The organism is Thermosporothrix sp. COM3 (genome assembly GCF_059696735.1).
Map to the genome: position 1 here is coordinate 2,547,193 of NZ_AP019376.1, position 26,209 is coordinate 2,573,401.

General features: G+C 55.7%; 20 protein-coding genes. 11 read left to right on the top strand and 9 right to left on the bottom strand.

The window, feature by feature from the left end; all coding sequences use genetic code 11:
- The first annotated feature begins 73 nt into the window (after positions 1-73).
- From KTH_RS11030 to KTH_RS11055, 6 genes are all read left to right on the top strand, one after another.
- Positions 74-424, top strand: coding sequence for a PadR family transcriptional regulator (locus KTH_RS11030; protein WP_497618520.1), 351 nt, complete (start codon positions 74-76; stop codon positions 422-424).
- On the top strand, positions 414-878 hold the full coding sequence (locus tag KTH_RS11035) for an HAAS signaling domain-containing protein (RefSeq protein WP_497618522.1): 465 nt from the start codon (positions 414-416) through the stop codon (positions 876-878). The genes KTH_RS11030 and KTH_RS11035 overlap by 11 nt, the downstream gene beginning before the upstream one ends.
- A 510-nt stretch (positions 879-1,388) precedes the next feature.
- Positions 1,389-2,690 (top strand): hypothetical protein, encoded by a 1,302-nt coding sequence (locus KTH_RS11040; RefSeq protein WP_497618524.1) that lies wholly within the window; start codon positions 1,389-1,391, stop codon positions 2,688-2,690.
- Positions 2,691-3,017: 327 nt separating this feature from the next.
- Positions 3,018-4,193: a serine/threonine protein kinase gene (locus tag KTH_RS11045; RefSeq protein WP_497618526.1), complete on the top strand. Its 1,176-nt coding sequence runs from the start codon at positions 3,018-3,020 to the stop codon at positions 4,191-4,193.
- 29 nt (positions 4,194-4,222) lie between these two features.
- A complete protein-coding gene (locus KTH_RS11050; RefSeq protein ID WP_497618528.1) occupies positions 4,223-5,368 on the top strand; it encodes a hypothetical protein in 1,146 nt (381 codons plus the stop codon).
- Positions 5,369-5,763: 395 nt separating this feature from the next.
- Complete coding sequence (locus KTH_RS11055; protein ID WP_497618529.1) at positions 5,764-6,108, top strand: hypothetical protein; 345 nt, start codon at positions 5,764-5,766, stop codon at positions 6,106-6,108.
- Positions 6,109-6,243: 135 nt separating this feature from the next.
- Here the strand turns inward: KTH_RS11055 and KTH_RS11060 are convergent, their stop codons facing one another.
- The 8 genes from KTH_RS11060 to KTH_RS11095 all read right to left on the bottom strand — a co-directional run bounded on the left by KTH_RS11060 (position 6,244) and on the right by KTH_RS11095 (position 17,229).
- Positions 6,244-7,293: a hypothetical protein gene (locus KTH_RS11060; protein WP_497618531.1), complete on the bottom strand. Its 1,050-nt coding sequence runs from the start codon at positions 7,291-7,293 to the stop codon at positions 6,244-6,246.
- 11 nt (positions 7,294-7,304) lie between these two features.
- Positions 7,305-9,941 carry a VirB4 family type IV secretion system protein gene (locus KTH_RS11065; protein ID WP_497618533.1) on the bottom strand — a complete coding sequence of 879 codons (2,637 nt, stop codon included), beginning with the start codon at positions 9,939-9,941 and terminating at the stop codon, positions 7,305-7,307.
- A gap of 38 nt (positions 9,942-9,979) precedes the next feature.
- The gene (locus tag KTH_RS11070; RefSeq protein ID WP_111320762.1) at positions 9,980-10,372 is read right to left on the bottom strand and encodes a PrgI family protein; all 393 of its coding nucleotides are present in this window, start codon (positions 10,370-10,372) and stop codon (positions 9,980-9,982) included.
- 21 nt (positions 10,373-10,393) lie between these two features.
- Complete coding sequence (locus KTH_RS11075; RefSeq protein ID WP_497618536.1) at positions 10,394-10,774, bottom strand: TrbC/VirB2 family protein; 381 nt, start codon at positions 10,772-10,774, stop codon at positions 10,394-10,396.
- Positions 10,775-10,841: 67 nt separating this feature from the next.
- Complete coding sequence (locus tag KTH_RS11080) at positions 10,842-12,164, bottom strand: lytic transglycosylase domain-containing protein (RefSeq protein WP_497618538.1); 1,323 nt, start codon at positions 12,162-12,164, stop codon at positions 10,842-10,844.
- A gap of 15 nt (positions 12,165-12,179) precedes the next feature.
- Positions 12,180-13,985 carry a hypothetical protein gene (locus KTH_RS11085; protein ID WP_497618540.1) on the bottom strand — a complete coding sequence of 602 codons (1,806 nt, stop codon included), beginning with the start codon at positions 13,983-13,985 and terminating at the stop codon, positions 12,180-12,182.
- Between the two features lie 108 nt (positions 13,986-14,093).
- On the bottom strand, positions 14,094-15,836 hold the full coding sequence (locus tag KTH_RS11090) for a hypothetical protein (protein WP_497618541.1): 1,743 nt from the start codon (positions 15,834-15,836) through the stop codon (positions 14,094-14,096).
- A 13-nt stretch (positions 15,837-15,849) separates the two neighbouring features.
- Positions 15,850-17,229 carry a hypothetical protein gene (locus tag KTH_RS11095; RefSeq protein WP_497618543.1) on the bottom strand — a complete coding sequence of 460 codons (1,380 nt, stop codon included), beginning with the start codon at positions 17,227-17,229 and terminating at the stop codon, positions 15,850-15,852.
- 152 nt (positions 17,230-17,381) lie between these two features.
- On the opposite strand from KTH_RS11095, the gene KTH_RS11100 reads away from it, so the two are divergent.
- From KTH_RS11100 to KTH_RS11120, 5 genes are all read left to right on the top strand, one after another.
- Entirely contained in the window at positions 17,382-20,645 is a 3,264-nt protein-coding gene (locus KTH_RS11100) for an ATP-binding protein (RefSeq protein WP_497618545.1), read from the top strand.
- 43 nt (positions 20,646-20,688) lie between these two features.
- On the top strand, positions 20,689-21,489 hold the full coding sequence (locus tag KTH_RS11105) for a hypothetical protein (protein ID WP_497618547.1): 801 nt from the start codon (positions 20,689-20,691) through the stop codon (positions 21,487-21,489).
- A 61-nt stretch (positions 21,490-21,550) separates the two neighbouring features.
- Positions 21,551-22,345 carry a hypothetical protein gene (locus tag KTH_RS11110; protein WP_111320778.1) on the top strand — a complete coding sequence of 265 codons (795 nt, stop codon included), beginning with the start codon at positions 21,551-21,553 and terminating at the stop codon, positions 22,343-22,345.
- 21 nt (positions 22,346-22,366) lie between these two features.
- Entirely contained in the window at positions 22,367-23,233 is an 867-nt protein-coding gene (locus KTH_RS11115; RefSeq protein ID WP_497618549.1) for a class I SAM-dependent methyltransferase, read from the top strand.
- Positions 23,230-23,358 (top strand): hypothetical protein, encoded by a 129-nt coding sequence (locus tag KTH_RS11120; RefSeq protein ID WP_281279005.1) that lies wholly within the window; start codon positions 23,230-23,232, stop codon positions 23,356-23,358. The genes KTH_RS11115 and KTH_RS11120 overlap by 4 nt, the downstream gene beginning before the upstream one ends.
- Here the strand turns inward: KTH_RS11120 and KTH_RS11125 are convergent.
- Entirely contained in the window at positions 23,355-26,183 is a 2,829-nt protein-coding gene (locus KTH_RS11125; RefSeq protein ID WP_497618552.1) for a type IV secretory system conjugative DNA transfer family protein, read from the bottom strand. The two genes, KTH_RS11120 and KTH_RS11125, sit on opposite strands and share 4 nt — an antisense overlap.
- Positions 26,184-26,209: the final 26 nt, after the last annotated feature.

Genomic DNA, 26,209 nt, shown 5'->3' on the forward strand with positions numbered 1-26,209 from the left:
AGCGTAGTATTCAGAGGATAGTACCCGAGCTATCTAGATTGCAAAGCTATCTAGATAATGGTACAATACAGATATGAAAATAGAAAGACGCGCACAGTGGCTTCGTGGCGTTCTGGACCTCTGTGTTCTGGGAGTGCTCGCTACTGGCGAATACTACGGCTATGCCATTTCGCAACGGCTGGAACAGGCAGGATTGGAGCACATCAAAGGGGGAACCCTGTACCCCCTGCTGGCTCGTCTGGAAGAAGCGGGCCTCATCACAAGCTGGTGGACACCGGGTGAGCAAGGACCAGGGCGCAAATACTACACCCTTACCCAACAGGGACGACAAACCTTTGAACAGCTCGTTGGAGAGTGGACGGCATTCTCCGAGCATGTGGCGACACTGATCTACCAAAAAGGAGAAAAAATCAATGAATCTTGATGCCTATCTTGAGCAGCTTTCCGTCTGTCTCCAACGGTATGGGCTCGATAATCAACATATCAGCGATATTATTGCGGAAGTTGAAAGCCATGTAGCGGAGAGCGGCGAGTCTCCCCTTGATGCATTCGGTCCTCCCGAGGCGTATGCCGATGCTCGCGTAACTGATCACGAACGTCGTTCAGGAGGTGCATGGCAATACCGCACGTTCCGGGCCACCGCCTTTGATGAGATGCTCATCTTGCAAGAAGCAGGACAAGCAGGTTGGGAGCTCGTTGATGTCGCAGCCTTCGCGCTCTACTGCCGCCGCCCCTGGGACCCCAAAGACGTCAAACAGTGGGAATATACACGATGTGTTGGTTTAAACCGAAACACGATCATCTCAAATATGCTTGCCAGCAGGTGGGAACCGTGCGGCAACTGGACCCCATTCCACTACTTCAAACGAGCGCTCTAAGCGCTCATCGCACATAACACGGCATCTCCCTCCGATTGGGTGGAGGGAGATGCGCCAGGCCCAGGGAAACCCGAACAGCCAGCGAGGCCCTACAAACGATCACTCACAAGAAGCAGAACGCTGTTCTTGCCCGGCAAATCGGGAAACTGTTGCCCGAGACTCCTGAGGCGATGAGCTCGCTCCTGGAAAGCCGCAGCATGCCCTCTAGAACCCGCCAGTATTTCCCCCTATAGGGACATTTGTCCCTGTATTCTCCTTTTCTTTTCCTGCCGGAATCCATACAATTAACTATTACAATCCAAATTCACCTTTGCACCCGTAGCTCGCGCCCACAAGGCTCGCTGAACTACTATGCGCAAAGGATATGTCCCGTTCACGTCCCACAAGGATCGCCCCTGTCAACAGGGCTCGCTGAACCGAGGACTTGAACAACCACCTATGGCATGCTGCCTCTCGACGGATTTCTGTGTGCGATCTCGTACGCGGATTTCACAGAAGGGAAGGAGGAAGGTGTCAGAACAAGGAAAGATCACCTGCAAGGAAAACGTGGAAGAAGAAGGGAAGAGGATTCAGGTGTATCACCTCCGGAAGAAGAACAGTAAGGGATTCATCTCGCGAGTGCGTGACTCACTCGTGAAGTGGCTCGTCAACCAGTCCACGAAGCTGCTGTGCTTCGTCGCCATCGCAAGCCTCGCGTTCGTGATGGCGATCGCCATCGCCGTCGTCACAGGTGTGGGGACGCGTGGCCCCATCGCGCTGCCGGACAAGCTCCTGCTCACGGTAGGGGTGATTGTCGCCTCGACCAGCTTCGGTACCTTCACCTCGCTGCTGGGCGCAGTGGTGATGAGGAAGAAAGCCACGGGCCAGTGGCCCTGGCAGCTCAACAGGGGAGAGCGCAACCACTGGAGCAAAGACGTGCTCCTCTCGCAGCTCCTCAACATCTTCGGCAGCCTGCTGGCCACAAGCGTGGCAACGTGGGCGGCCAACAACTACGCCAGGATGTGGCACACGAAGGAGAAGGTCTCCTACGCGCTCTCTCTGTCCATCGTGCAGATGACGATCGGTGGCGTCGTGTACCTGCTGATCATCTGGCTGCAAACGCAGCGCACGAAGGACGGCTCGGGCTCTTCGGCGGCTTCGCCCGTCGTCACACCGACGGCCCCGGCGGTCACTCCTTCGCAGGAGACGCCGCGCACGTGGTACAGCAAGCTGAAGGCGCTCATCGTCCGGGAAAGCACCAACCAGGCACGGCAGTGCTACGACCGACTGAAGGCACAGCTCCCGCAGGCGGCCGATGAGCTGTCGCGCTGGTGCTACGACCGACTGACGGCCCGACTCGTTCGGGAAGCCACCAGGCTGGCCTGTCGGTACTACGAGAAGCGCATGGCCCTGCTCTCTCAGGAGACCGGCGCTCACGGACAGCCCGACAAGCCGAAGACGCGGCTCCCGCAGTGGCTCGACAAGGGAATCGATGGAGTGTACACGCTGAGTGGTTGGCTGAAGGCCGCCCGCGGTGCGTACGCCACGGTTACCCCCATGACCACGCCGCAGAAGCCGAGCACGTGGACCGACAAGCTGAAGGCTCGCTTCGTCCAGAAAGCTACCAGGCTGTCGGACAAGTGGACCGACAAGCTGTGGCAGCGACTCTCGCAGAACGCTGCCGAACAGCCGTACTGTTTCTACACCAAACTGCTGGCACATCTCTCACAGGAGGCCGACAAACTGCCTCGCTGTTTCTCTGACAGGCTGAAGGCCCACCTCCAGGAGGAGGAAGCCGACAACCTGCCTCGCTGGCGGAAGCGCAAGCGCTGACGCTATCTGAACAGGCGGCAACCATAGAGTGAAGATCCAGTCCCTCCGGAGACCCCGGGGGCCTGGATCTTCCGCCTTTCCTGTTATACTTTCTCGCCTTCTCCCCACTATAAAGAGAATCCCCATTCAATGATAACCACACTTAATGAAATTGTCCCTGTATCCCCCTATCGAGAGCAACCATTTTGCACCATACTATTACATGCATCATTCTCACGTCTCCCTTGAGGAGCATCAGAAATACTGCACAAGCACTGAAGGCTGAGAGGGAAGAAGGGCCACTTGTACGCTGCCGTACAGCAATCAGGTAGAAAGGAGCCCATCATTATGTCAGCATCGTCTGATCCATATCTGGGAAGGAAGATTCGCGGGTATCGGCTGGAACATCTCTTACAGCATGGATCCAGTATGAGCATCTATCGCGCCCGCACACGAGAACTCTGGCTTCTTCCAGAGATTATTGTTACCATCTTTCACCTTCCCAAAAATATGTCAAAACAGGCTCGTGACCGGTTTCGCGACCGTTTTGAACAGGAAAGCGAACAACTTATCACGCTCCGCCACCCCCATCTCTTCCCGCTCTACGGCTACGGAGAAGAAGAGGGTATCTTTTATCACATTACGCCCGACGCACCCGGCGAGCTTCTGACAACGCGCCTCAAGCATCAGAAACAATGGTCCGCGCAGGCCGCACTCCAGCTCTTGACCCGGCTGGCCGACCTGCTCGAATACCTTCACGAGCGCGGCAGAGTCTTTCTGTACCTGAACAAAAATACCATCTTTCTCAACAAGGATGATGAGGTTCAGGTGATGAAGCTCGGCCAGCCGCAAATACTCAGTGCGTCCAACCTGAGTGACCAAAAACTCTCCCTGGCCTCCTACGAGCATCTGAAAAGCATTACGGGCAGTTTTCTCAGCGCACCCGAATACCTTGCACCCGAAGTCGTCCGGGGCGCGGAAGGTGATAAGCGCTCGGATGTGTACTCGCTTGGTGTGCTCCTCTTTGAGCTCTTGAGCGGCAGACCGCCCTTTATGGGTGAAACCTTTGTCGAAACGGTTCGTAAGCACGTGCACGAGCCTCTCCCCTCGTTACATGAGATCGCGCCCGAAATACCAGTCGCCCTGGAACTGGTCATCAACCATGCGCTTCAGCGCGACCCTGAACGGCGCTTCCAGTCGCCCCAGGCCCTGATTACCGCGCTGGCTCATGTGCTTCAGGAGCGGCTGTATACGTCGTCCTATAACCAGATCGCGCAAACAATCCAGCAGATACGCGCCCTTGCCGAACCACAACAAACACGGGTCGTCTCCTCAACGCTTCATCTCCCCGAGCAGCAACAGCCCGCCGAGGAGCAAGCACAGGCAGAGCCCATCTCGTTCTATATCAAGAAACAGCAGGCGTTCTCACACCTGCAAGCCCGACAACCGGTCTCGCATAAGCCGCTCACGAATGGAGGAGATCCCGACGCAACCCTGCTCTTTGAGCGACCTTTAGAAGCATAACGGAGTACAAAAGCAAGGAGTCATTTTTCGTGAAATCATCCCTTTTTCGCATTGAGATACTTGTTGCTGCAATGCTTCCTGTTACAGCGCTCTGGGTTATTGGCATCCTCAGCATGCGCAACCTTGATAGCGTGCTCTTCCTTGTGGTCCTGGCTCTCAGCAGCGTGCTGGTCTTTCTTGCCGAACTCGCTATTTTCTGGTTCTTCCAGCGCACCACGCGCAGCCAGCAACAAGCGCTGACTGAAGTCTGTCGGGCCTATGTCGCAGGTGATCTTAGCCAACGGGCAACGCCTCAGGGAGACGAGACGCTGCTTGAACTGACCCATACCATTAACACGCTGCTTGAGCACATCAGCTCGCAGATGCAGACAGCCGCCCGCAATCAGTTCGCCGCGAACGAGTTCCAGCGCACCACACAAGCCGTACAAAAGCTCATTGGCGAGATCAAGCCGGTCATGGAGGGCGATCTTCGCGTACACGCCAGCGCCACTTCTGGTGACATCGGTCTCATCAGCGATATCTGTAATGCGCTTATCGAAGAACTGGTTGATCTGGCAAAATGGACACGCTACTCCACCGGGCGAGTCAAAACGAAAACTCACACGCTGCTCTCAAACGCGGTCGAACTGGCGCAGACCACCGAAACGCAGATGCTCCGCTTCTCTGAGACCACAGAGGCGGTAGAAAAACTGGTCGCCTTTGTGCAGCGCCTGAGCAATACGCTACAGCTCAATGTCGAGATTGTCCACGAAGCGCTTACCGCTCTCAAGCAGCATACTGGCCTGCGTGCCGTTTCAGCAGACGCAACCGTTTTGCGCAATGAAGGATCCGACCTGCACCTTGTCGCTATGCTCCAACGCCTGCAAACCGATCTACAGCGTCAGGAGCAATTGCTGAAATCCCTGCTCGACTCGACGCAGTCACACGCCACCCTGGCCGAAAGCATGATCTCGGATCTTTATGCCATTGCGCGGCGCAGCCATGATGCAAGCACCGCGATTCTCACGACAGCGCAATACATTCACTCGCTTTCTGTGCTGGCTCAACAGTGGCATAACTCTGTTGCCACCTTCCAACTTCCCGAGGACGCCCTTCAGGAGTCCACACAGGAGGAGGAAGAAGACAGCATGACACCAGAAGGTCCCTTGCGCAAGCAGGTCTCCCTGCTCTCCTGATCGTCTATGCAGTATTTCTGGAGCTTCCGGCATGATTACCCTGTGAATCCATAAAAATCGGCGTCTCGCTATAGTTTTGAAGCACACTCTCCTACCTCAATTCTGGAATCTCACTTCCAGAAAAAGTCTCAGAATGTGAAATAGTTCATTTCTTTTTCCAGAAATGAAATTCTATTCTATAAGCCAGGCACAGAACTATCTCTGTATCGGTTGCTCATAGAGTGTTGCAGAGAGATGCCGCGGCTCGATATTAAAGGATAGAGAGGCAATGCACAGTAACGAGCACGATCTATAGGAGCATGCACTATCTATTGCAAACAGTCTTGTTGGTTTCTATACCACTTGCGTCGCAAGGATGTGCATTAAATGTCCGGTAAAACAAGGAGTGTTGACATATGGGCGTTTCCAAGTGGTACCTTGCATCCGTAAGCACACCAGAAAAAAAGCCATTGCATATCAGTGAACTGCAATGGGATGTCAAACGGCGATCCGTCACCATCGGCAATCTCATTGTTACCTTTACGGCGACCGAATTCCGCCTGCTTTATCCTTTGCGCAGCGGAGCACCCGTCACCTATGCAGATCTGGCCTGGTATGCTTACAATTACACCGTTGATGAAAAGGTACGTGTCATGATGGATAAACACATCGACAGGATCCGAGGGAAGCTACGCGGGAGTGGGGTCTATATTTATTGTGTTCTCAATTATGGCTACCTGCTTCTTCCTGAGGCTCCATAATCAATAGATAGCAATACAACAATCGAGATAGATGTCCATTCTCTCATTCGTTTCCCTGGAGTGGCACTATTAGCCCTGGAAAGGATTCTTCTCCCCTTTAGCACAGTATTTGCGCAACAGGCAGAGGTCAGAGCCTTATACGCTCTGGCCTCTGTGCGCTTCACCCTTCTTCTTTTTCTTCCCCTGACCTTTTTCCTCTATCAGTTCTCGCTTTAACGTCTCATCATGATAGAAGATGTCCGGTAGTGGACCGGCCAGCGGATCACCAAACACGTAGAGCGAGTCCGCGCCGGGCTCTGGCTCCGTTTCAGCCTCCTCCTCAATCGCGCTCTCCTGCCCGAACAGCGTGATCAGGTCATTCTGCACGTCGAAGGGATTGGTTGTCGCAAAAGGATTCGCCCGCGTCACCTCGATTGGCTCCACATGCTTCACCTCAGGAAGCACCTCATCCTCGGACTTTTTCGCCACAGGAGGCACCGCAACTGGCTCACGTGGAGCTTCCACTTGCGGCCCTTTCCGGGACTGTACCGCTGGCCGTGGTGAGGTAGGCTCTTCTACTTCTGCCTGAAAAGGCTTCTCTGTCAGCATATCCGCCTGCTGTTCAGAGGATGCTCCAGGCTTCTCCTGGACCTCCGGCTCCTTGCGCTCCGGGATTGGCTCCGGCTCTTCTGCCTCAGTCTCAAAGGGATTCTCTGCCAGCATATCAACCACCATCGACTTCGGCGCTGACTCCTGCGCTTGCGGTTCCGGGATTGGCTCCTTGAACTCCGCAATTGGCTCCGGTACTTTGAACTCAGGGATCGGCTCCTTGAACTCAGGGACAGCCTGTGGCGCTCCCTGCTCTGGTCCTGGCGCAGGCGGTTGCTTTCGGAAAGCGCCAAAACCACTGGCCTTTACGCTCAAACGCGGGATACCAAGCTCACAGTAGACACGCCAGACCCATAGGCCCCACGCCGCCAGTAAGAACAGCGATTGAATACACAGCAGCACCAGCGGCAGAATCAGGCTTTCCTGATGCTTTTCCCATAAGGGCTGAAAGTTCATCAGGCACTGTACCAGCAAGGCCCAGGTTGTGGGTGGCCAGCCACCCGCAAGCCAGAACATCAGTCCCCCTGTGACGAGAAGCAGAAGCCAGCGCGTGACGACAGGCAGATAGGGAATAGAATGAGTGCGTTTCGTCTGCACAATATCACTCCTCATGCCCGCTCAGGATGCTTCTTGTTATGGCCGTTCAAGGGGGGCTCCAGATCTTCTAGCTCTAACTCTTCCAGCAACGCTTCAGTGCTTCGCGCAGATGAGGCCAGGGTCAACGTCGTGTTCGCCATCTCGGCTTCTTTCGGCGACGCGACCACCTCCATCGGCGTCCAGCTCTTGGTAGAGAACAGCCCTTCACCGCGCCGAGCTGCCAGCAAGAAGTTTCGCTGTCCCGGGCTCAGGCGGAACGTGCGCATCACCGACTCAATCGTTGATGAGTCCTGCTTCATTAAGAACTTCATGGTTGCCATTGCCAGGATCGTGCGCCCCTCCTCTGACCCCAGGAAGTCATCAGAGTTCTGCGTTGTACACCAGAGACCGCCACCATATTTACGAATACGCCGCGCAAATGCCGCCAGGAACTTCGCCCCCTGCTGGAACTGCATCAACAGCCATGCCTCGTCAATCAGAATGATCGAGTGGCGTTGTAACACACGTTCCTGTCGCGCCTGGCGCAGCTTCGTCCAGAGGAACTCTGTGATCAGGAAGAGCCCGACCGGCTTGAGCGCGTCGTTCAACTCCCGGATGTTAAAGTCCACAAAGCGATTGTCCAGAATCACGCGGGTTCGGCTCGGGAAGAGATGCAGATAGCGCTCCAGGCGGTCACTCAGCCCGAACGTATCTTCGCCGACGCCAAAGCGCTTATCACCACGCGATGCGCTCGACATAATGACAAAGAATTCCTGCATATTGGGCGGCGTGCGATGGTGCGTGCGTGGATCCATCGTAATGCCGCGGTTCTCGTATGTCTTGATCAGACAGCGATAGAGGAACGCCTTCTCTTTCTGTGAAAGTATCCCTTCATCCGACAGCAGCAACTCAAAGAACGTGATCAGGTTCAGGATCTTCTCGCGGAAGAAGTTGCCTTCATCGGTGCCCTCATCCTCCTCCAGCGCATCGGGTCGCCCGTAGAGATCGAACGGGTTCAACTGGAGCGACTCCGATGAGAGCCGCACATATTGGCCGTGTACCCGTTCGCACAGGTTGTTGTATTCCGCCTCCGGGTCGATCACGTAGACGTTACAGGTAGGCAGCAGGCGGCACGAGACCGTTTTCAGGAAGAAGCTCTTCCCGGCACCCGACTTGGCGAACACGACCATATTCGCGTTTTCCAGCTCCTGGCTGTTAAAGGGATTCAGGATCACAAGGCTGCCATTGGGATGCACACCGAACATCACGCCGCTATCCATACTGATATCACTGCCGGTAAAGGGATAGAACGTCGCCGCCGAGCTGGTGCCAAATAGCCGGGCACGCCCTAGCTGGTTATCGCCATCCGGCAGACAACTGAGCAGGCCAGCATGATGCTGCCAGTGCGCGGGCAATGCTCGAAAGTCGAGGCTTCTGATCGCGGCAACCAGGCGGTTATTGCGCTCGCTCAACTCCCGGCGGGTGCGTCCGCGCACCTGCACAAAGAGCGACAGCGAGAAGATACGCTCATCTCCGCGTGCCAGGCGCTCCCGCAAGCCCTCAATATCCTGCAATGCGATCGCTGCGCTTGGATCGGGCGCCTTCCCCTGACGCTGCGAGGCCAGCACCGAACCGCGAAACTCCGTCGCTTTGCGTCCCAGGCGGCTCGTGACCTGCTGTGGTGGCAGAGGCGAGATATGCAGGCTGAAGTCAACGTTTGGCTCATCCACCTGGATGATCGCATCCAGCCAGCCCGGATACGCGCTTCGGGGATAGTTGACAAATACCAGCGTTCGCACAAACTCATGCCCGAGCTCGCCCGCGATGCGCACCGCCCACGGAAAGACCTCGATACTGCTTGGCGCGATCAGCTCGGGAACACTGACAAAATCGGGTGTTTTCTGTTTCTTTGTCTTTTGCTTCTTCTTTTTTCGCTTCTTGTCTGGCTTCTCTTCTTCCAGCAGATAATCTTCATCTTTTTCCAGTAATGTCTGAAGATCAGGCTTCTCTCCCTGCGGTTCCTTCGCTGAGACCATCAGGTTGTTGGCACCCGCCATCAGGTTATCAGAGATCGGGAACAGCTTCGCCTCTTCCGAGAGAAACGAGGATTGATACAAATGTAAAATCTCTTTATCATTCAGCCGGTGTCCTGACAGCCCAAGCCGTTCAAGCTGGCGCAGCAGCTCATCACAGCGCAGTTGAAGCTGTGTCTGAGCATTGCGCAGCGCCTCCTCTTTGTTGCGCGTCATCGACTGGTCAGCCGGAATCACAATATAGAAGTTTCGCTTAATCAGCGCCCGGCGCGAGGCCAGTTGCCGCACGAAATGCGCATGATCGCGCATCACATCCGACAATTCATCATCAATTTTATCCAGCGAGTTCAAATATTCATCTAGACGATATGGCAGATTTTTAATCAAAATTTGGACAGGGAAGGACAACCCGTTCAAGAAGCCCTTGAAGCCTTCTATCAGAGCATCCTGATCCTCTTCAGACATCAAAGAGAAATTTAACGTCGTCAGCTTAATAATGGAGCGATACTCATACATTTTTCGCCCGAAATTCAGGCAAACGACCCCATCTACAATTTCTCGCACTCGGACAAAGCTTTTGAGCACGCTTCCAATGCCGCCAAACATTTGACTTGGTGTACGAGGCAACGTAAACATAGCTATCTCCTTTTACACCGCTTCTCTGAGCGTAGCCCTCATTCTAGAAAATCTTCCTCCTCGTTTGGCTGCTGCTTCGGGCTCTTTTTCTTCGCCTTCGAGGGCTTCTCATCCTCCGCCACATCCTCAGAGGGCCTATAAAGATAGAGGCGTGGCATCGAAACAAAGAGCAACCAGCACATAAACCACTCTTCCATTGGGCGTTCTGCGATCGGGAGTAATGCGATGATAAGAGAAAGCAGCACAACCAGCCCGGCCAGGATGGCGCATGTAATCATCCACCACAGGTCAGGAAGCAGCTCGCTACAATTCACCCACAGCGAATACCCGCCAACAACTCCACAGACAATAATCAACAGTTCCCGCCCGGTACGCCCGAAGATAATGGTTGGCTGCTCATTGAGAAAAGTTGGAAACTCCTCTTTCTTCATAGGCCTCCTTTCCTCCTCTACTTATTTCTTTGTATACTCGAACGCATTGGTTATGAGTTTATCCAGCGTGTTTGCCATGACCACAATCACCAGGCCAACTACCGCAGCCGTCAGCGCCATATTTGACATGGCAACGCGCCGCTCACTTCCAAACGCGGTCATGCGCATAATACCGGCAACGGCCACCCCAATCCCAAAGACGATACCCCCAAGCGTCGTAAGAAAGCTCCTGATATTGCTGGCAAAATTTTCAATATCCTTATACGCGTCGCCTGTGGCCTTCTTGGGTGCTGCCAACGGAGCCAGCACCGTCAGCGCTGCATCGCTCACATGTGCAAATACAGTATGCAGATGAGCAACAATGATACCGAGATCTATGCTATGAAGAAGCTGTAGCAACATCACAAATAATCACTCCTTTCAATAGTAGTGGCAGATATTCTGCCGAATGTGCGGCACAAGAGTGATACTATACTCTGCGCCCGTAATCATCCATTCCTGCAAGAATCACAGCTAAATAATTCCGCGTCTCAACAGGCAGACAGGGGCGGAAATTCTCGCCACAGCGCCTGACTGCGCTTGCCACACCACCTCCTCCGGCGTTATATGCGGCCAGCGCCTTTGCATAATTGCCCCCATACTCTTTGAGTTGGTTCGCCATCAGCTTCGCACCGCCACAGAGGGCCTGCCCGGGATCATGCGGATCAATTCCCATTCCAGCAGCAGTAGCGGGCATAAACTGCGCGATTCCAATGGCCCCCACTGGTGATACCGCATCCGGGTTAAAGCCGCTCTCCTGCTTGATCTGGCGCAAATAGATATCTGCATTGATCCCCATCTGTTGGGCCGCCTTTCGCGCCATCTCGACATATTCCGACCGGGGCAACTCATGAGACACGTGTTTCACCTTCGAGCAATCGATATTGCCCCCGCCCGCTGTAAAGAGCGGATTTCCCCATTGCTTACTTAATTGCTCATTATGGATATAGCCCATAACCCGGTAATCAGGTCCCCAATCCTGAGCAAGATAGCCACTGGAGCGCAACGGCCACTTGAGCAGCGGCGCACCACCAATCTCAGTATTGCTTGATGCGTTGGCCTGCGCCATATAGAGCGCCCCATCCTTGCCGTTTTTGGGCGGCTCAACGCCCACTACCATCAGGATATGTCCATACGGTCCATGATCCATCACCACGAGATCACCAATTGAGGGCATACCTTCCCCGTTGTTGATATACTTCCAGCCGGCCTGCTTGAATGCCTGCTGATCTTCCGCACTCCAGTAGTCGATAGCGTTCCCGCCAGCAGGCAGCGGATGGTGCGCAATATCATACACTGTATGGATGAACATCGCGCATTGCAACCCATTTCCGCCCTGACTTTTGGGCAGGGCATGGGGACAAATTGACCCGTGACATTGCTGCTTCCAGTACTTGATAACGGGCTGCATGATCGAGTCATTAAGGTCATACTCATTCCATGAGCCCTTCTCATCCTTTTTGAGATGGCGCACAATCGCCAGCGCGACCAGCACCGGATTCTTTGATTGCAACATCGCCAGGTCATCGCCAAGCATCGCTGTTTGCGTGGTCGCCGGCGCATAATAGGCCGGAGCCATAAACTTGAGCCACCAGGAACCAATATTGCCAAGCAGCAACAGGCCGACCGAGATCACCGCCAGCAATTGCAGCCCGAGTGCCGACGCAATGCCCCACAAAGAGCCAAGCAAGCCACCCATCGCGCCCCCGTGCAGGCCGCCCGCTACAAGTCCTTTTGCATATTTGCTGCTCATCCGCTCTCCTTTCCCTTAGCGAGCTGCCGCCAGGCCAGAAATAGCGCCGCCGATCGCCTGAAGTCCCATTTGCAGTTCGGCCATCTGCATTGCCATTGTCGTACCCACCACCTGCCCCATCATCTGCCCCGCCTCAACCATGGTGCGCATCGGAGCCGTGCCAAGCAACGCCGGAATCCGGATGATAAACCAGAGGCAGGCGACACACATCAGGTCTACCCAGACATTCTCATCCAGGCCCCCGACCGTGTTGCTCGGCGTTCCACCAGCAAAGTGCATGACGTTTCCGAGCATCACCTGCGTGATAATCAGGGCGACCACCATCACGAATTGCACCATCAACGTTGAGAGAAAGCCGCTCAGCCAGAGCCGGGTGACGCCCTGCCCGACCTTACCCGGTAGCGCCCAGCATGCCAGCCCGATCGGTGCAGTAATCACGTACAGGTTGATAAAGAAGAGGCGTATAATCATTTGTGCCAGCAGCATCAGAGCAAGCAGCTTTCGCACAACGTGAAGGCCTTTTCCCAACTCTTGCAGGTTCTTAAAGAGATCCTCGAATCTCAAATTATCGGGCACAAGCTGAAAGCTCTTGCTGCTGGTTGCATCGTCCTGGCACGAATAGTAGAGTGTATCGCCAAACGAATTCACCTGCCGTGGCTCGCCTTGCACCAGCGAATTCATATACTGGCGCACACGGTACTCGCCACCGCCCTCCTGCTCACCCATCATCCGCTTGATATCTTTGGGGATATCCGTGCCATATGTATCCCAGGCATTGTCAACCAGTTGATCCCATTCATCGAAATGGCGATACCAGGCCAGCGTATCGGTTGTATCTTTCAGCATCTCCATGTCGTTCTCAAGTTGCGGAAAGATCGCATCCAACTGCTGGCGTGTCGCGGCAGGGACTTTCTTCCCATCGTACTCGTAAAGCAGCTCGACACGCCGATGCAGGATACTGTAGACGCCCCCCTCTTTGTAGTTGCCATCGTCATCAAAGAGCACCCAGCGCCCATATTGATCGAAACTGGTCTTACTCCAGGTGCAGGACTTCCCCTTCATCTTTTGCAAGGTCTCATCAGTGTTCGGAGCATGCCAGAGCTTGGCGGCCTGCTCGGGCGTCATACTCTTGTACTTATCTTTTCCCTCTTTCTCAAAATGGTCCTTGTCTTCCTCGTTATAGGTGGGGAACAGAACATGCAGCTCCATCGTCTTCTCATCGCCGGTACCAAAACCGGAGCCAGACCGTTGGATCGAGTTTGAATACTCGGCAACGGTATAGATCCCGCCGGTCAGCGAGTTCTGAAGATCGACCAGCACGGTAATAAAGAAGAGGCTGACATGGGCTGCGATCAGGGCCAGCAGAATGCCCGGCAACTCCTCGACCGCCTTCGCAAAGCGGAAGGTGATCCCCGCGAAAATAACCCGGATGCCGGTCATGATGATTGCCACAACTGCCAGTCCATCGACAACCGTTATCATTGCCGTCCAGAGCGAGCGAATGTTCTGGTTTCCAACGGTACTTTCGGGCGGCGTATAGAAAAAGAGCAGGTTCTGCTTCGCTATAGGATTCTGGATTTTTGGATTCTCGTTTTTATAAGCAGACACATAGAGATGCCCCGCAAGACAGGATTGTTTCAGCTCGTCTGGCAACTCCTGGCACTCCTCAGCGGTTGCCTGAGGACTCTGAGTCGCCGCCTGTACATGCTGTTGAGCGGGCAAAGCAAGGAGCGTTCCGGCAAGAGCCAGCGCGATCAGCAATACAGTCGCGATATCGAACGCTCGCAGTATCTTTCGAGCAGTCTGAGTTTTTAGCTTCATAAGAAATATAACCCCCTCGTACCGCCCTATCACTTATAGTAAAAAAGTTCTCGTTCCCTGTATAGGGAGAGAGAGGGACAAATTGACCTATCCCTTTCGCATACAGACCTAGCGTATAAATGCGAGTCCGGCTGAGACCAGCGCCGATGCACCCTGTACAATCATCTGGAATTGCTGGATCTGCATCATCACGGTCGCGCCCACTACCTGCGTTACCATCTGCCCGGCTGAGACCATCGTGCGCATCGGGGCAGTCCCGAGCAGCGACGGAATGCGGATGATAAACCAGATACAGGCAATGCGCATCAGGTCGAACCAGACATCCGACGAGAGACCACCCACCGGCGTTCCCGGCGTGGCACTGGCGAAATCCGAGACGACGTTAAAGATCGCCTGTAACACGATCAAGGCAACCACCATCAAGAACTGCACAAAAACCGTTGAGAGAAACCCCTTCATCCATTCCAACGTGAGCGATTGCCCGATGCGGCCAGGCAAGGCCCAGCAGCCAATACCAAGCGGAGCCAGCACAATATAGAGATTGATAAAGAAGAGACGCACCACCATCTGTACCAGCAGGATCAAGGTCAGCACCTTCACGATCATCTTGACCCCTTTTCCCAGATCTTGCAGGTTCTTAAACAGATCAGTAAAGTTCAGATCTGTCTCAAAGAGTCCCTTCTTCTCGACCGGCTTCGGTGTCTGGCAGGTAAAGGTAATGACATCCCCCCGCTTGCCCGGCATCGACTCAATATAGGTGCCGTTGGACTTGAACAGCAGCGACATGGTCAATTTCACCCGGTTCGCATGGTCGGCGTTCGCGTCCTGGCGCTCATAGTTCAGATACTTCTTTTCATAGCCCGACAGCTCCTTATCAAACTTCAACCAATCGGTATGCCAGCGCAGAGCGTCATTCTCAATCTGGTTGACATCGGTCTCGATCTGGCTGACCATCTGATGCAGACGCGTAATCACCGAGGCAGGCACGTTCTCCCCCAGTTCCTCAATGGATTCAGCCCGCATCGAGATATCGAAGGCGACGTTCCCATCTTCGGGCTTGCCCTTCTTGCCAAACAGGTTCTTGCGGCTCTCAACATCGAAATTGATCTCTTTGGCCTTACACGTCCAATCCTTCCCGAAGTGGCTCAGATCGCTCTGCGTCAACGACTTACCGTCTGGTGCCCCATATATTTTCCCGTCGGGTCCACCCCATGCCGACGCCACCGCAAAGGGATCTGTAAGCAACTTCTTCTCAAACTCGCTCTCTTTACCGGGATCACCCGTCGGGAAGAAAACATGCAGCTTCTCCTCCTTTGTCTTGGACTTGCCATACTTGACCGGCCCCTCAATGTTGATCTCCTTCGCAGAGAGGTAGAGCGAGTGCGTCAGCATATTCCCGAGCCCGATCGCCGACGTCATAAAGGTCAGGCTGATATGGGCCACAATCAGCGCCAGCAGCACGCCGGGTAATGTCTCGACCGCATCAGCAAAACGGAAGACGCTTCCTACCAGCATCACGCGAATTCCGTTTAACATGATGGAAATGACGAGGAACATGTCCACCAGGGCCAGCACCCCGCCCCATAGGAGCCGTACCGTCGGATTATCAACTGTGATGTCGTACGGTGTGAAAAAGAACAGCGGGTTATCGGGAAAGGGGTTCTGTATCTTGCTATCGTTTCCGGTATAGGAGCTCGACGAGACCGACGTTCCTTCCAGACAGACCTTCGTTGCCTTTCCCTCGCTACAGGGATCCGCGGCCTTCGCGGGCGTCGTCAGGCAGAAGAGCGCGAACAGCCCATGCAAGCACAACAGCAGTAGTGCCAGGCGCAACCAGCGTCGTTTCTTCATCGTTGCGCCTCCCCTATCGTGCGAATCGTGCAAGCGGTAGCAGACCTGCCCCTGCCTGGAACACCATCTGCGCCTGCGTAAACTGTGAGACAATGGTTGTGCTTACCACCTGCGCCATCATCTGACCACTCTCAACCATCGTACGCATGGGAGCCGTGCCCAGTAGCCCCGGAATCCGAATGATAAACCAGAGACAGCACACGTGAATCAGATCAACCAGTGTATTCACCGGGAGACCACCCGGACCGGTCATGCCATCGTCACCAGAAGACTTGAGCGGCATCGCCACAACTTGCAGGACCGCGCCAAGCATAATCTGCGTGACGATCAGAGCCAGCACCATCACAAACTGCACCAGCGCCGTCGAAATAAAGCCCTTGAGCCATAGCGAGGTAACCCCCTGCCCGCTTCGGCCCGGTAAGGCCCAACACGCGATAGCCAGCGGCGCGAACACGATATAGAGGTTAATAAAGAAGAGACGTATCACCATCTGAATCAGCAGCATCAGCGCCAGCACCTGAATAATCAAGGGCAGAGCATCACCGAGCTTTTGCAGATTATCGAAGAGATTGGTAAAATTCAGATCCTCAGGCACAAGCCGGAAATTCGTCATCATGCTGTCGCCAGGGATCGGGCATTTCTTGAAAATCTGGGTGTAATCATGCACGTAGAGGATGCGATCCGGCTCGCAGCGATTCTTAAAGCTCTGTGGCAGCTTGTCATAGGTATCGCGATCCTTGCCAGCCGCGCCATTCGCGGAGATCTGGAGATCCTTCCATTCCTCGCGCCGAAAGTCGGTCTGTACCAGTTTGTCGTTCGCCCAGGTATAGGCATGATTGACCAGAACATTATTCAGGCCGATAAACAGCGAAATAAAGGTGAGACTGACGTGCACCACAATCAGAGAGAGCAGCACACCGGGAGATTCTTCAATCGCCTTGCTGAACTTGAACACCGTGCCCGCGATCATCATGCGTAAACCATGCATCATGAATACGAGCACAAGGAAAATATCTACAATTGCCAGCATCGCTCCCCAGAGCAACCGCACAATCTCATTGTCGACAGTGTAGCGATAGGGCGTGTAGAAAAAGAGGGCACTGTTGTCGTCAATCGGGTTCTGAATCTTCTTCCCGCCGCCCTTATAATCTTGCTCCAGGCAGTCGCCCGCCTGCACCAGCTCCGCAGGGCAAGCATGTGGGGCGAGGACAGCCCCCACCTGCATCAAGCTCTGAGGCCGCTGCTGTAGCGTCTCGATTGCGTGCAGCATCATATCTGGTCGGCACACGATCAGCAGAAGAGAGAGCACGATCAGGGCCACCAGGGTGATAAAAATATCAAGAAAAGAGAGCCACGAGCGCTTGCGTGGCCTTATCAGAAACAGGTCTCTCATACGCTTCCTCTTTCTGCTCTCAATGATAGGCAAGAAGAACCACCCACGTACAGGAGGAAGCAGGGACAAAAATATGTCCCTCTTTCCTCCTGGAAAGCAACCGGCCCCTTATGGTACGCTCAGAAGCAAGCCACTACAGAAAGGTGCACCTTATGATTCCAGGGTTTGACGTCGAATCACTGAACAAACTGGGAAAACTGATCGCAGGCCTCGAACGCTACAATCTGGAAGGTGCGTCACCCGAGCCATTCGACCCGGCAGACCTGCTTGAAGAGAGCGAGCAGGCTTTCTTTCATATTCACGGCCTGGGGAATTTCTGGAAAGCGCCCCACGAGTTTATTCACCGTCTGGTTGATCTGGTCGTTAGCGCCCACCATCAGCGCCATACCGACCTCACCTTTCTCCTTCTGGGAACGCAACAACAGATCGCACTCTATTTGTCGCTAGGCAGCGAAAAAGCGACGCGCAGCGCACTGGAAGGGCTCTTTCCGGGCATTTCCTTTTCTCCGGCCTCGCCAAAAGATCTGCTTCACAGGTTACGGGGACATCTGCGCGTTCAGGGAGTCGTTACCGGCATCCCGAGCCGCCGCGCCTTCACCCCCAACCATCTCAAAGAAGATGAGCAACCACACAGCCCCCCGGAGCGCACGCCACTTGAGCGTGTCATTCGTGGGATGGATGGCGCGACCTGGGCCTACATCGTTCAGGCGCACCCCAGGCCCCGACAAAAGGTGATCGAGGAGCGCATGCGCACCATTGACCTGCTGACGCAGATCACCACGCGCTCACGGGTGCAGTGGTCATCAACCAAACAGGATTCACAGCAAGTCACCAGCGTTGAATCTGGCGGACAGAGCAAGAGCTTTAGCGGCGACATGGTGAACTACCGGGCGCAATACCTGCATAAATTGCTTGAACACGAGCTCGCTCGCCTTGATGAGTCCTCGGCTACCGGTCAGTGGATCGTGCGTACTTACTTTGGAGCCAGCGACCAGGAAGACGCACAGCGTCTCAGCTCGCTCCTGCTTGGCACGCTTGCCGGAGCCGATTCACGCCCGGAGCCGCTGCGAGTCTCACTCTGCGAAAAGTTCGGCGCACCGCTGGAAAGCTTCCATACCTTCCTGTCATCGCAGGAGCTTGCCACGCTGATTCAGCTTCCACGCGAGGAGTTCCCGGGCTATGCGCTGCACGATCACGTCACCTTCGACGTTGATTTTCAGGCACAGACCGGCGTCTCTCTGCCCCTGGGTATGATCCTGCAACAACAGAAAAAGACCCATGTCACCTACGATATCAACATCGATGCCTTAAGCAAGCATGCCGTCGTCGTTGGTGTCACGGGCAGCGGCAAGACCACGACCGTCATGAACCTGCTTGACCATCTCACAGGCGCTCGCAAGCCCTTTCTGGTCATCGAGCCCGCGAAAACGGAGTACCGCGCTCTCAAAAATGCGCAGGCCGACCGCGCCGATGTACGGGTCTTTACGCTTGGGAACGAGATGCTCGCCCCGTTCCGCCTCAATCCCTTCGAGTTTGAGACGACCGACGAACCGGGTAGCGGCTCGCTCATGGCACACATCGACTTTCTGAAAGCCGTTTTTACCGCCGCCTTCCCGATGTATGCGCCATTGCCGCAAATCATCGAAACGGCCATGTATGAGATCTACGAAGAGAAGGGATGGGATATCACCAGCAGCACAAACCGGCGGCTCTCCAACTGGGCCGACCGCCATCGCTACCCGATCTTCCCAACTCTTGCCGATCTCGATTACAAGACTCAGGAGGTCGCGGACCGGCTCCGCTACAATCCCGAAGCCGACGCGCATATCAAGGCATCACTGAAGGCGCGGATTGGCTCGCTCCGTATCGGGGCAAAGGGCCTGATGCTCGACACCGCCCGCAGCTATCCAATGCGTGCCCTGCTCTCGCTGCCCACAATTCTCGAACTGGAGAGCATCGGCAATGATGAAGAGAAAACGTTCCTGATGGGCCTGTTGCTGGCTCGCATCTACGAATACCGGCGGCTACAGGCAAGCAGCGGTGCGGAAAATGAGCTGACCGGACGCACACTGCAACATCTGATCGTCATCGAAGAGGCACACCGCCTGCTTCAGAATACCGGTCCCGTCATGCCGACCAACCCGGATTCTGCCAACCCGCGCGCACAGGCAGTCGAGGTCTTCACAAACATGCTGGCCGAGGTTCGCGCCTACGGTCAGGGCATCCTCGTCGCAGAGCAGATTCCGAGCAAGCTTGCGCCCGACGTGCTGAAAAACACCAATCTCAAAATCGTGCACCGTCTGATCGCGCAGGATGACCGCCAGAGTATCGGACACACCATGAACCTGAATGAGGCACAACAGACCCACCTCGGGGTTCTGCCTCCGGGAACGGCAGCCGTCTATGCCGAAGGGGCCGACCACGCCTATCTTGTGCGTATGGACAACTACAAACGGCAGCTTGAGCCGCTGCGAGATCCTGCCCTCAAGCAGGACAGCCGCTCATATGCGCGCGTCTCGACCTATCATGCAATTCTCGATTTCGACGCGTACAACATCCCACGCACCTCGATCGGGAGCCCGCCGCCCATGCTCTATCAGCTTGCAGGCAAGCTCTTTGAGACGACACAGAAAAAGGGGTTCTGGGCCCGCTTGCTCCTGAGCATCCTTGCCAACCCTGCCGAAACGCTCAACGTCCTGTTCCAGCTTGAGGAGAGCATTGAGGCCGAAACCTCATCGCTTGCGCCCTCGCTGCATGACGTGCTCTTCCGCCTGCTGATCGTGCGCGGCTGCTTTGAACTGCTCCAGCAACGAGGCGCACAGCTTGGCTGGACCTACCCGCAAACCGATGAGTTGCGCCGCCAGCTCACAAGCGGTCTGCTCGCGCTCTACCGTTCGCAGCAGCTCGCCAACGAGGACCCCGACGAGGAAGGCCGCCAGGAGATTCGCCGGGAACTCGATACCGCCGAGCAACATCTGAATCGCTTCCTGCAAGCCTATCTTGAGCTGACACAGCGGAGACGCGGTCCGTTCCGTGGATGCGCCATCTGTCCGGCAAAATGCCTCTACCGACGCGATGTCCAGACACTTTTAGAGCCACGCGACCGGGAATGGATCGGAGGCGAGTTGACCGCTGCGACCTACGAGACGGAGGAAGAGCGCTATCAGGCTGCCTTTACCAGTGCTCAGACACTTGTGAAGGGCTGGCTGGCCGGCGGCAACGAAGAGATTCTCCCCTGGGTCAGCTATTGTACCGTGCTGCACACGATCGAGGGCAGTGATCTGAGCGGCTATGAGCGCATAGTCACCGCCGACGCCTTCCAGCGCTACATCTCGGCGCAAACTGCCGCAAACACCGAAGAGGCAGAAGAACAGCCAGAATGGCCCGATTCGGAACTTGCGCTCACCAACGAGTAGTCTCACGTCCTACCTGACAGGTACTAGCGAAGGAGAAAAAAGGATGCGTCCCCCTGTATTCAGAGCGCCGACACCAATGAAAGCGCCGATGCCCGCGCCCAAAGTGGCAACACCACGCCCACATGTGGGCTCGACCCAGAAACCAGCCGCGAAGCCCGATGACTTGAAGCGGATGTCGAGCTCAATCATTAACAAGAACCCGTTCACGCTGAAGCCAAACGCGCCTGAACCTTCTTCCGCTTCCAAAGCCAAGCCGTCGCTGCCCCCCTCGAAGCATGATCCGAAGGCAGTGGCGAAGCCCGATGAGAAGCATGATCCGAAGAGCACAACAAAGCCTGATGACTTGAAGCAGATATCGAGCTCAATCATTAACAAGAACCCGTTCACGTTGAAGCCAAACGCTCCTGAGCCTTCCCCTGCTCCCAAAGCCAAGCCATCGCTGGCCTCGCGGATGAAGGAACCTGTTTCGGCCCTCCCCGAGCATGACAAACTTGGGGCGCTGCTTCGCGCCGACAATCCCGCCGCTCTGGCCCGTGAGAGATCATCAGCCCGAACTCCACGGCAACCATCCCTCCCAAAGCCCGAGCCGAAACAACCGGAGCAGCTCCACTCAACCTACGGGAACGTCACTATCAACGGTTCTGGAAACGCGGTCGGCTCGCACAACATCGTGAACAATGGCACGATCATTCAGCAGCCCGGAGGAGGCAAGGTGAGAAACACGTCCCATAGTCCCCTCTGGATTGCCTACCATACGCTGCATTCGCTTGGTGAGAATATCGTCAACATAAAGAAAGAAGAAGCAATGGGCGCGATCCGTACGGCGGAAACGGCAGCCCATTAACCCTGAACGTCGGAGAACCAACGTGCCAGCCATCAAATGTGAATACTGTGGATATCGTAATATGGCATCCAGCGGCTTACAGCAGTGTGCCAACTGTGGTGAGCCGCTCTCAGGTCCACCTGTGCCGCAACAGCCAGCCAGGCCAACGGAAGAGCTGCATCAATCAACGCCACCGCTCATGGCGCCGCTCCACGAAGAGCAGATGCTTCCTCCTGCGCCGCAGCCACCCGCACTCTCAGCGACGGAGCTACCGGCACGCCAGCAGACAGAGACCAGAATCACGCTCCAGGAGCAGCACTTTCCCTATCACACAGCGGCGCCACTGGACGTCCAGCCGCTCAAAGAGCAGCCCAGGCCGCTGGAAACGCCACCGTGGCTACAGGAGAAGCTGCCCTTCGGCTTCCCGCGCCGTCCGCCCGATCTCTGGGGAACGGTCATCCATGTGCATTCACAACAAGAAGTGGCACCTTATAGCGGCCTCTCATCTATCGCCCGACAACTTCGTGACGCCATCTGGTATATCCCGAGCGAGGTGCACCATCCCTATGAGCGCGAACGCGTTCAGGTGACGACTATTCGCGTGCGGCGGCCTGATGGGCGGCAACAGGATGCCCGCATTCAGGGCTATCTGCGTGGGGCGAACGTCTCACTTGGTGATACTATCTCGATCTGGGGGAGCTATCGCAAAGGCGCATTCATCATTCACAAAGCCTTTGACCACACCGCTCACGGCACTGTCTATACCACAGCGACGGCCTCTGCGCTGCCGTTCTATGCCGTCATTCTCCTGTTGCTTCTCCTGTTCCTCCTGTTTCTCTACTTCTTTCAAGTCCCGTTCACCCTGCCCGGATTATAACCATTCAGGAGATGAAACCGCATGTCAACCTATCTGGTACATGATACATTTGATACTGCCCGCCTGATCGCGTGGTATCGCGCCCAGGAGACCGAGCGGCCCGAGGGACTCTTTCGCGACCCCTATGCAAAACGTCTTGCGGGTGAGCGCGGCGCTGAGCTGGTTCGCACTTTGCCCCAAAGCGAGCAGGATAGCTGGCCTATCGTCCTGCGCACCCATATCTATGATGAGCTACTTCAGCAGGTGCTGGCCGAAACAGCGATCGATACCGTCATCAATCTGGCAGCCGGGCTCGACACGCGTCCTTACCGGCTCGCGCTCCCTGAAGGGCTTCGCTGGATCGAGGTCGATCATGAGAACGTGCTTTCCTACAAGGAAGAGCTGCTTGCAGGCGAGCGGGCCCGCTGTCAGGTTGAGCGCGTCCCGTTCGACATCACTGATGCCGAGACGCGCACCGCGTTTCTCGATCGCATCCAGCAGGAAAGCAAGCAGATCTTTGTGCTGACCGAGGGCCTGCTTGTCTACCTGACAGAAGCAGATGTGCGGGGACTGGCAACCGATCTCACGGCCCATTCAGCTATTCGCTGGTGGCTGACCGAATTTATCTCGCCGCTTGCTTTGCGCCAGGATGCCAACCGCTGGAACATGTATGCGGCAGAAAGCGTCCGAACGCGCTTTGCCCCACCGGGAGGGCTGGCCTTCTTTGAGGAATATGGCTGGCAGGCCCGAGACTACCGCTGGCCCTTGCGCGAGATGTTGCGCCTGAAATTACCGCTGCGCAATCGCTGGCTGCTTCAAATCATTAACGCGCTTTCCGGGAAGAAGATCGCTCCCGAGACGGGTGGCTTTCTGCTGCTAGAGCGAGCGGATAGAAAGGAGACGCCATGAAACAACCGGATACGGTACAGAAGAAAGAGCCCTTGCTGACCTTGTGCCTCTGGCTACTTATCATCCTCTGGCTGGCCTGCATGGGCTCATTCGCCTTGCTTCCTTATCTGCTTCCGGACCTTTAAGCCCCTTCCTCAGAGGGGCTTTCCTCTTCTTCGCCAGCCGCAACCAGTGCCTCGGCCTTCTTTTTGCCTCCTTTGCCCCGTTTCCGGCGCTTGCGCTTCTTTTCCACGGCTGCTTCTTCCTGCGGCTCCATGTCTTCAGCAACCGGCTCCGTTACTGGCTCCGTGGCCGGGGGGAGCAGAATCACAGGCGACTCAACAGCTTCAGGCTGGCGAGCAGGTTCACTCGGCTGTCTGGCCTTCTTCTTCTTCTTCTCGGGCTGCACAGGAGCCATTCGAATACCGCGCACCATCGCCTCGCGTAGCATCTCATCAACCAGTCCAACCGAGGAGGCATAGCGAACGCGGCTCCGCGTCCGGATGCTCTCCGCCTGCTCAACATTTCGTATATCGAGTGGCGTGACCTTCAGCGAGAAGGTGGGCTGGCGCTTCTGCAACGCCGAGAGCCTGACATAGCAGGTATGCATATCAAGGTTCAGGATGTCATCGCGCTCCACACCAAGCTCGCGATACATCGTCTCGGCATCCTGTGCCGACAGATTGAAGATAACAAGCTGCTTGACGTTCGCCAGAACGGTTGGCAATAGCAACGGATCGAGGTTCTGCAAATACTCAAGCGACTGTGTGGCCAGAAAGAAGGTCGCACCATACTTACGCAGCTCCGCCAGGGCACCATAATCAACACCCGCGAGTGTCTGGAATTCGTCAAGGATGATCGGATAGCGCACCCGCTCTATCTCTTGTTTGATGCCTTGCTCCTCAAGCGTAATCTGGAAGAGGCCAAGCATACTCGCCCCGAGCAGGGCCGCGACATCGGCTCCCACAACGCCCTTCGCCAGCTTAAAGAGAATAATCTTGCGCTCCTCAATCATCTGTGTGAAGTTGATGGTCGAGACAGGCTGCCCGATAATCCGCCGGGCGATCACGCTTTCAAACTTCGCGACCTTTGTGATAACGGGGTTAATCACCTCGCGCTGCTGCATCAGCGTGAGCGGCTCATAGTACTCGCGCCACCAGCGATGCAGGTAATCATCATCAATCTGCTGTAGAATCGCATGGCAGAAGTTCTCATTGGTCAGAATCGGCAGCACATCGAGCAGTGTATATTGCTGACGCGGCCCTTCGAGCGGATCGCGGGCTACCAGCACGCGGTTTGCCTCAAAGAGCGTGCGCAGGCTCATCTCGAAGGCATTTTCCATCCGTGGGCCCCAACTCGTCGCCCAGATATGCGCCAGTGTTTTGAGCAGGTCAGAGATTGCTTTATCACGTCCCCTGCCAAGCGTCACATCCAGCGGATTCAGGCCCACAGCAGCATCAGGGTCAGAGAGGTCGATAAAGACAACATCTTCAGCGCGGTATTCCGGCACGATATGCAGAATATGCTCACACAGGTCTCCATGCGGATCAATGACCATCAGCCCACCTAGCTTCATCGCATCATGCGCGATATGCTCCATAAACGTGCTTTTGCCCTCACCCGATTTACCGGCAATCAGGGTATGCTGCGTGAAGAACGTGGAATCAAGCCCGAAGGGAAGCCGATAGCCGCCATGCTCCGAGTAGCCAACCGGACGCAGATGCGCCACCTGGCGGGCCAGGTCCGGCGGAAGCAACATGGTGCGGGCGCGTCGATGCTCGACCAACGAGAGTTCAGGAAGCGCGTCGGCCTGTGGTAAATGCCAGAGCGTCGCGAGCGCATCGACCGTCAGCAGGTGCTGAGAGCGCGCTACATCCCGATGCCAGCGTTGAAACAGGCGACCGGGCCGCCTGATTCGCTTCGGTTGAAAATAGGCACCATTCGCCCGATCAAACTGGCGATAGGCTGCGATCAGGCGTAGCAGCATATCCTTCCGTTCCCGCGTCTCTTTCCATCGCTCCTGCAATCGCTTGAGCAAGCCGCCATCGTCCAGATAACTGGCCTGTTTCGGTCCGATCACATAAAGACGGAGCCGCGCTTTATACGCCATGCGCGAGACACGCTGAGCAACCATCCGGGTGTCATAGGCGCGTCGCTCTTTCAGCTTACTCTGAATAAAGGCGCCCACGCCCCAGAACAGGAGAATCGCACAGAAGATGCCGCCTATCAACAGGATCAACTGAAGTACCTGCTCAGACGAGAGCTGAGGAACGCGACCAAGCAGCAAGTCAGTGAGCATATCCCAGGTCCACCCGGGAATCAACGGACGCATTGCCAGAAAGAGCAGCAACAGCAGGCCAAGCGCTATGATAATCGGCGTACTGATTACAGCCTCACGGTTCAGCCTCATCTCGGCCATCTCAATCTGCATGGCGCGCCGTTCCTTGTCCAGCGGGCTTTCAATCGCCTTGCGGGCATCGCGGCGAGACCAGGCAGGAGGTGCCGGAACCAGCGCAAGCTGAGAGATCACACGCGTGTGTTCCGGGAGCCTGCTTAACGCCGCCAGCAGCCCTTGCAGTGGATCAAGATCCTCCTGCCGCTCCTGTTCCTGCTGCCATGTGCGTAGCGGCATGTATGTCTGACCGCCAGTGACCAGCTCAACCGCAGTTACCGCTTCATAGGGCTCCAGCACAAACGGGTCCTCATGCGGATACAGGGGGCGCACTTCCATCTGCGGATACTGAGAGCGCAACACCGCTTCTGCGTGGTCAAGCGCGGTCCGGGTCGTGGCTCGCAGAATAAAGCTTCGACGTTCGGCGGTCCCGGCAAGTTCCAGCGAGAGCGGATGCTTTTTATCGAGCACAAGGCTCTGCATGGCGGCTTCCAGCGCGACCTGCTCCTTCTTCAACCGGGACGGCGGAATCACGAGCAGCGCCAGTACCGCCTCATTCTGTTGTGGTTCCAGCATCATCGTAGCATACTCTTCCTTCAATGGCG

What these genes read in the sequence shown, in the direction of transcription:
- KTH_RS11045 (WP_497618526.1), top strand. Translation starts at nt 3,018, where the DNA reads ATGTCAGCATCGTCTGATCCATATCTGGGAAGGAAGATTCGCGGGTAT.
- KTH_RS11090 (WP_497618541.1), bottom strand. Translation starts at nt 15,836, where the DNA reads ATGAAGAAACGACGCTGGTTGCGCCTGGCACTACTGCTGTTGTGCTTG.
- KTH_RS11030 (WP_497618520.1), top strand. Translation starts at nt 74, where the DNA reads ATGAAAATAGAAAGACGCGCACAGTGGCTTCGTGGCGTTCTGGACCTC.
- KTH_RS11120 (WP_281279005.1), top strand. Translation starts at nt 23,230, where the DNA reads ATGAAACAACCGGATACGGTACAGAAGAAAGAGCCCTTGCTGACCTTG.
- KTH_RS11105 (WP_497618547.1), top strand. Translation starts at nt 20,689, where the DNA reads ATGCGTCCCCCTGTATTCAGAGCGCCGACACCAATGAAAGCGCCGATG.
- KTH_RS11080 (WP_497618538.1), bottom strand. Translation starts at nt 12,164, where the DNA reads ATGAGCAGCAAATATGCAAAAGGACTTGTAGCGGGCGGCCTGCACGGG.
- KTH_RS11075 (WP_497618536.1), bottom strand. Translation starts at nt 10,774, where the DNA reads ATGTTGCTACAGCTTCTTCATAGCATAGATCTCGGTATCATTGTTGCT.
- KTH_RS11070 (WP_111320762.1), bottom strand. Translation starts at nt 10,372, where the DNA reads ATGAAGAAAGAGGAGTTTCCAACTTTTCTCAATGAGCAGCCAACCATT.
- KTH_RS11085 (WP_497618540.1), bottom strand. Translation starts at nt 13,985, where the DNA reads ATGAAGCTAAAAACTCAGACTGCTCGAAAGATACTGCGAGCGTTCGAT.
- KTH_RS11065 (WP_497618533.1), bottom strand. Translation starts at nt 9,941, where the DNA reads ATGTTTACGTTGCCTCGTACACCAAGTCAAATGTTTGGCGGCATTGGA.
- KTH_RS11055 (WP_497618529.1), top strand. Translation starts at nt 5,764, where the DNA reads ATGGGCGTTTCCAAGTGGTACCTTGCATCCGTAAGCACACCAGAAAAA.
- KTH_RS11125 (WP_497618552.1), bottom strand. Translation starts at nt 26,183, where the DNA reads ATGATGCTGGAACCACAACAGAATGAGGCGGTACTGGCGCTGCTCGTG.
- KTH_RS11035 (WP_497618522.1), top strand. Translation starts at nt 414, where the DNA reads ATGAATCTTGATGCCTATCTTGAGCAGCTTTCCGTCTGTCTCCAACGG.
- KTH_RS11100 (WP_497618545.1), top strand. Translation starts at nt 17,382, where the DNA reads ATGATTCCAGGGTTTGACGTCGAATCACTGAACAAACTGGGAAAACTG.
- KTH_RS11115 (WP_497618549.1), top strand. Translation starts at nt 22,367, where the DNA reads ATGTCAACCTATCTGGTACATGATACATTTGATACTGCCCGCCTGATC.
- KTH_RS11095 (WP_497618543.1), bottom strand. Translation starts at nt 17,229, where the DNA reads ATGAGAGACCTGTTTCTGATAAGGCCACGCAAGCGCTCGTGGCTCTCT.
- KTH_RS11110 (WP_111320778.1), top strand. Translation starts at nt 21,551, where the DNA reads ATGGCATCCAGCGGCTTACAGCAGTGTGCCAACTGTGGTGAGCCGCTC.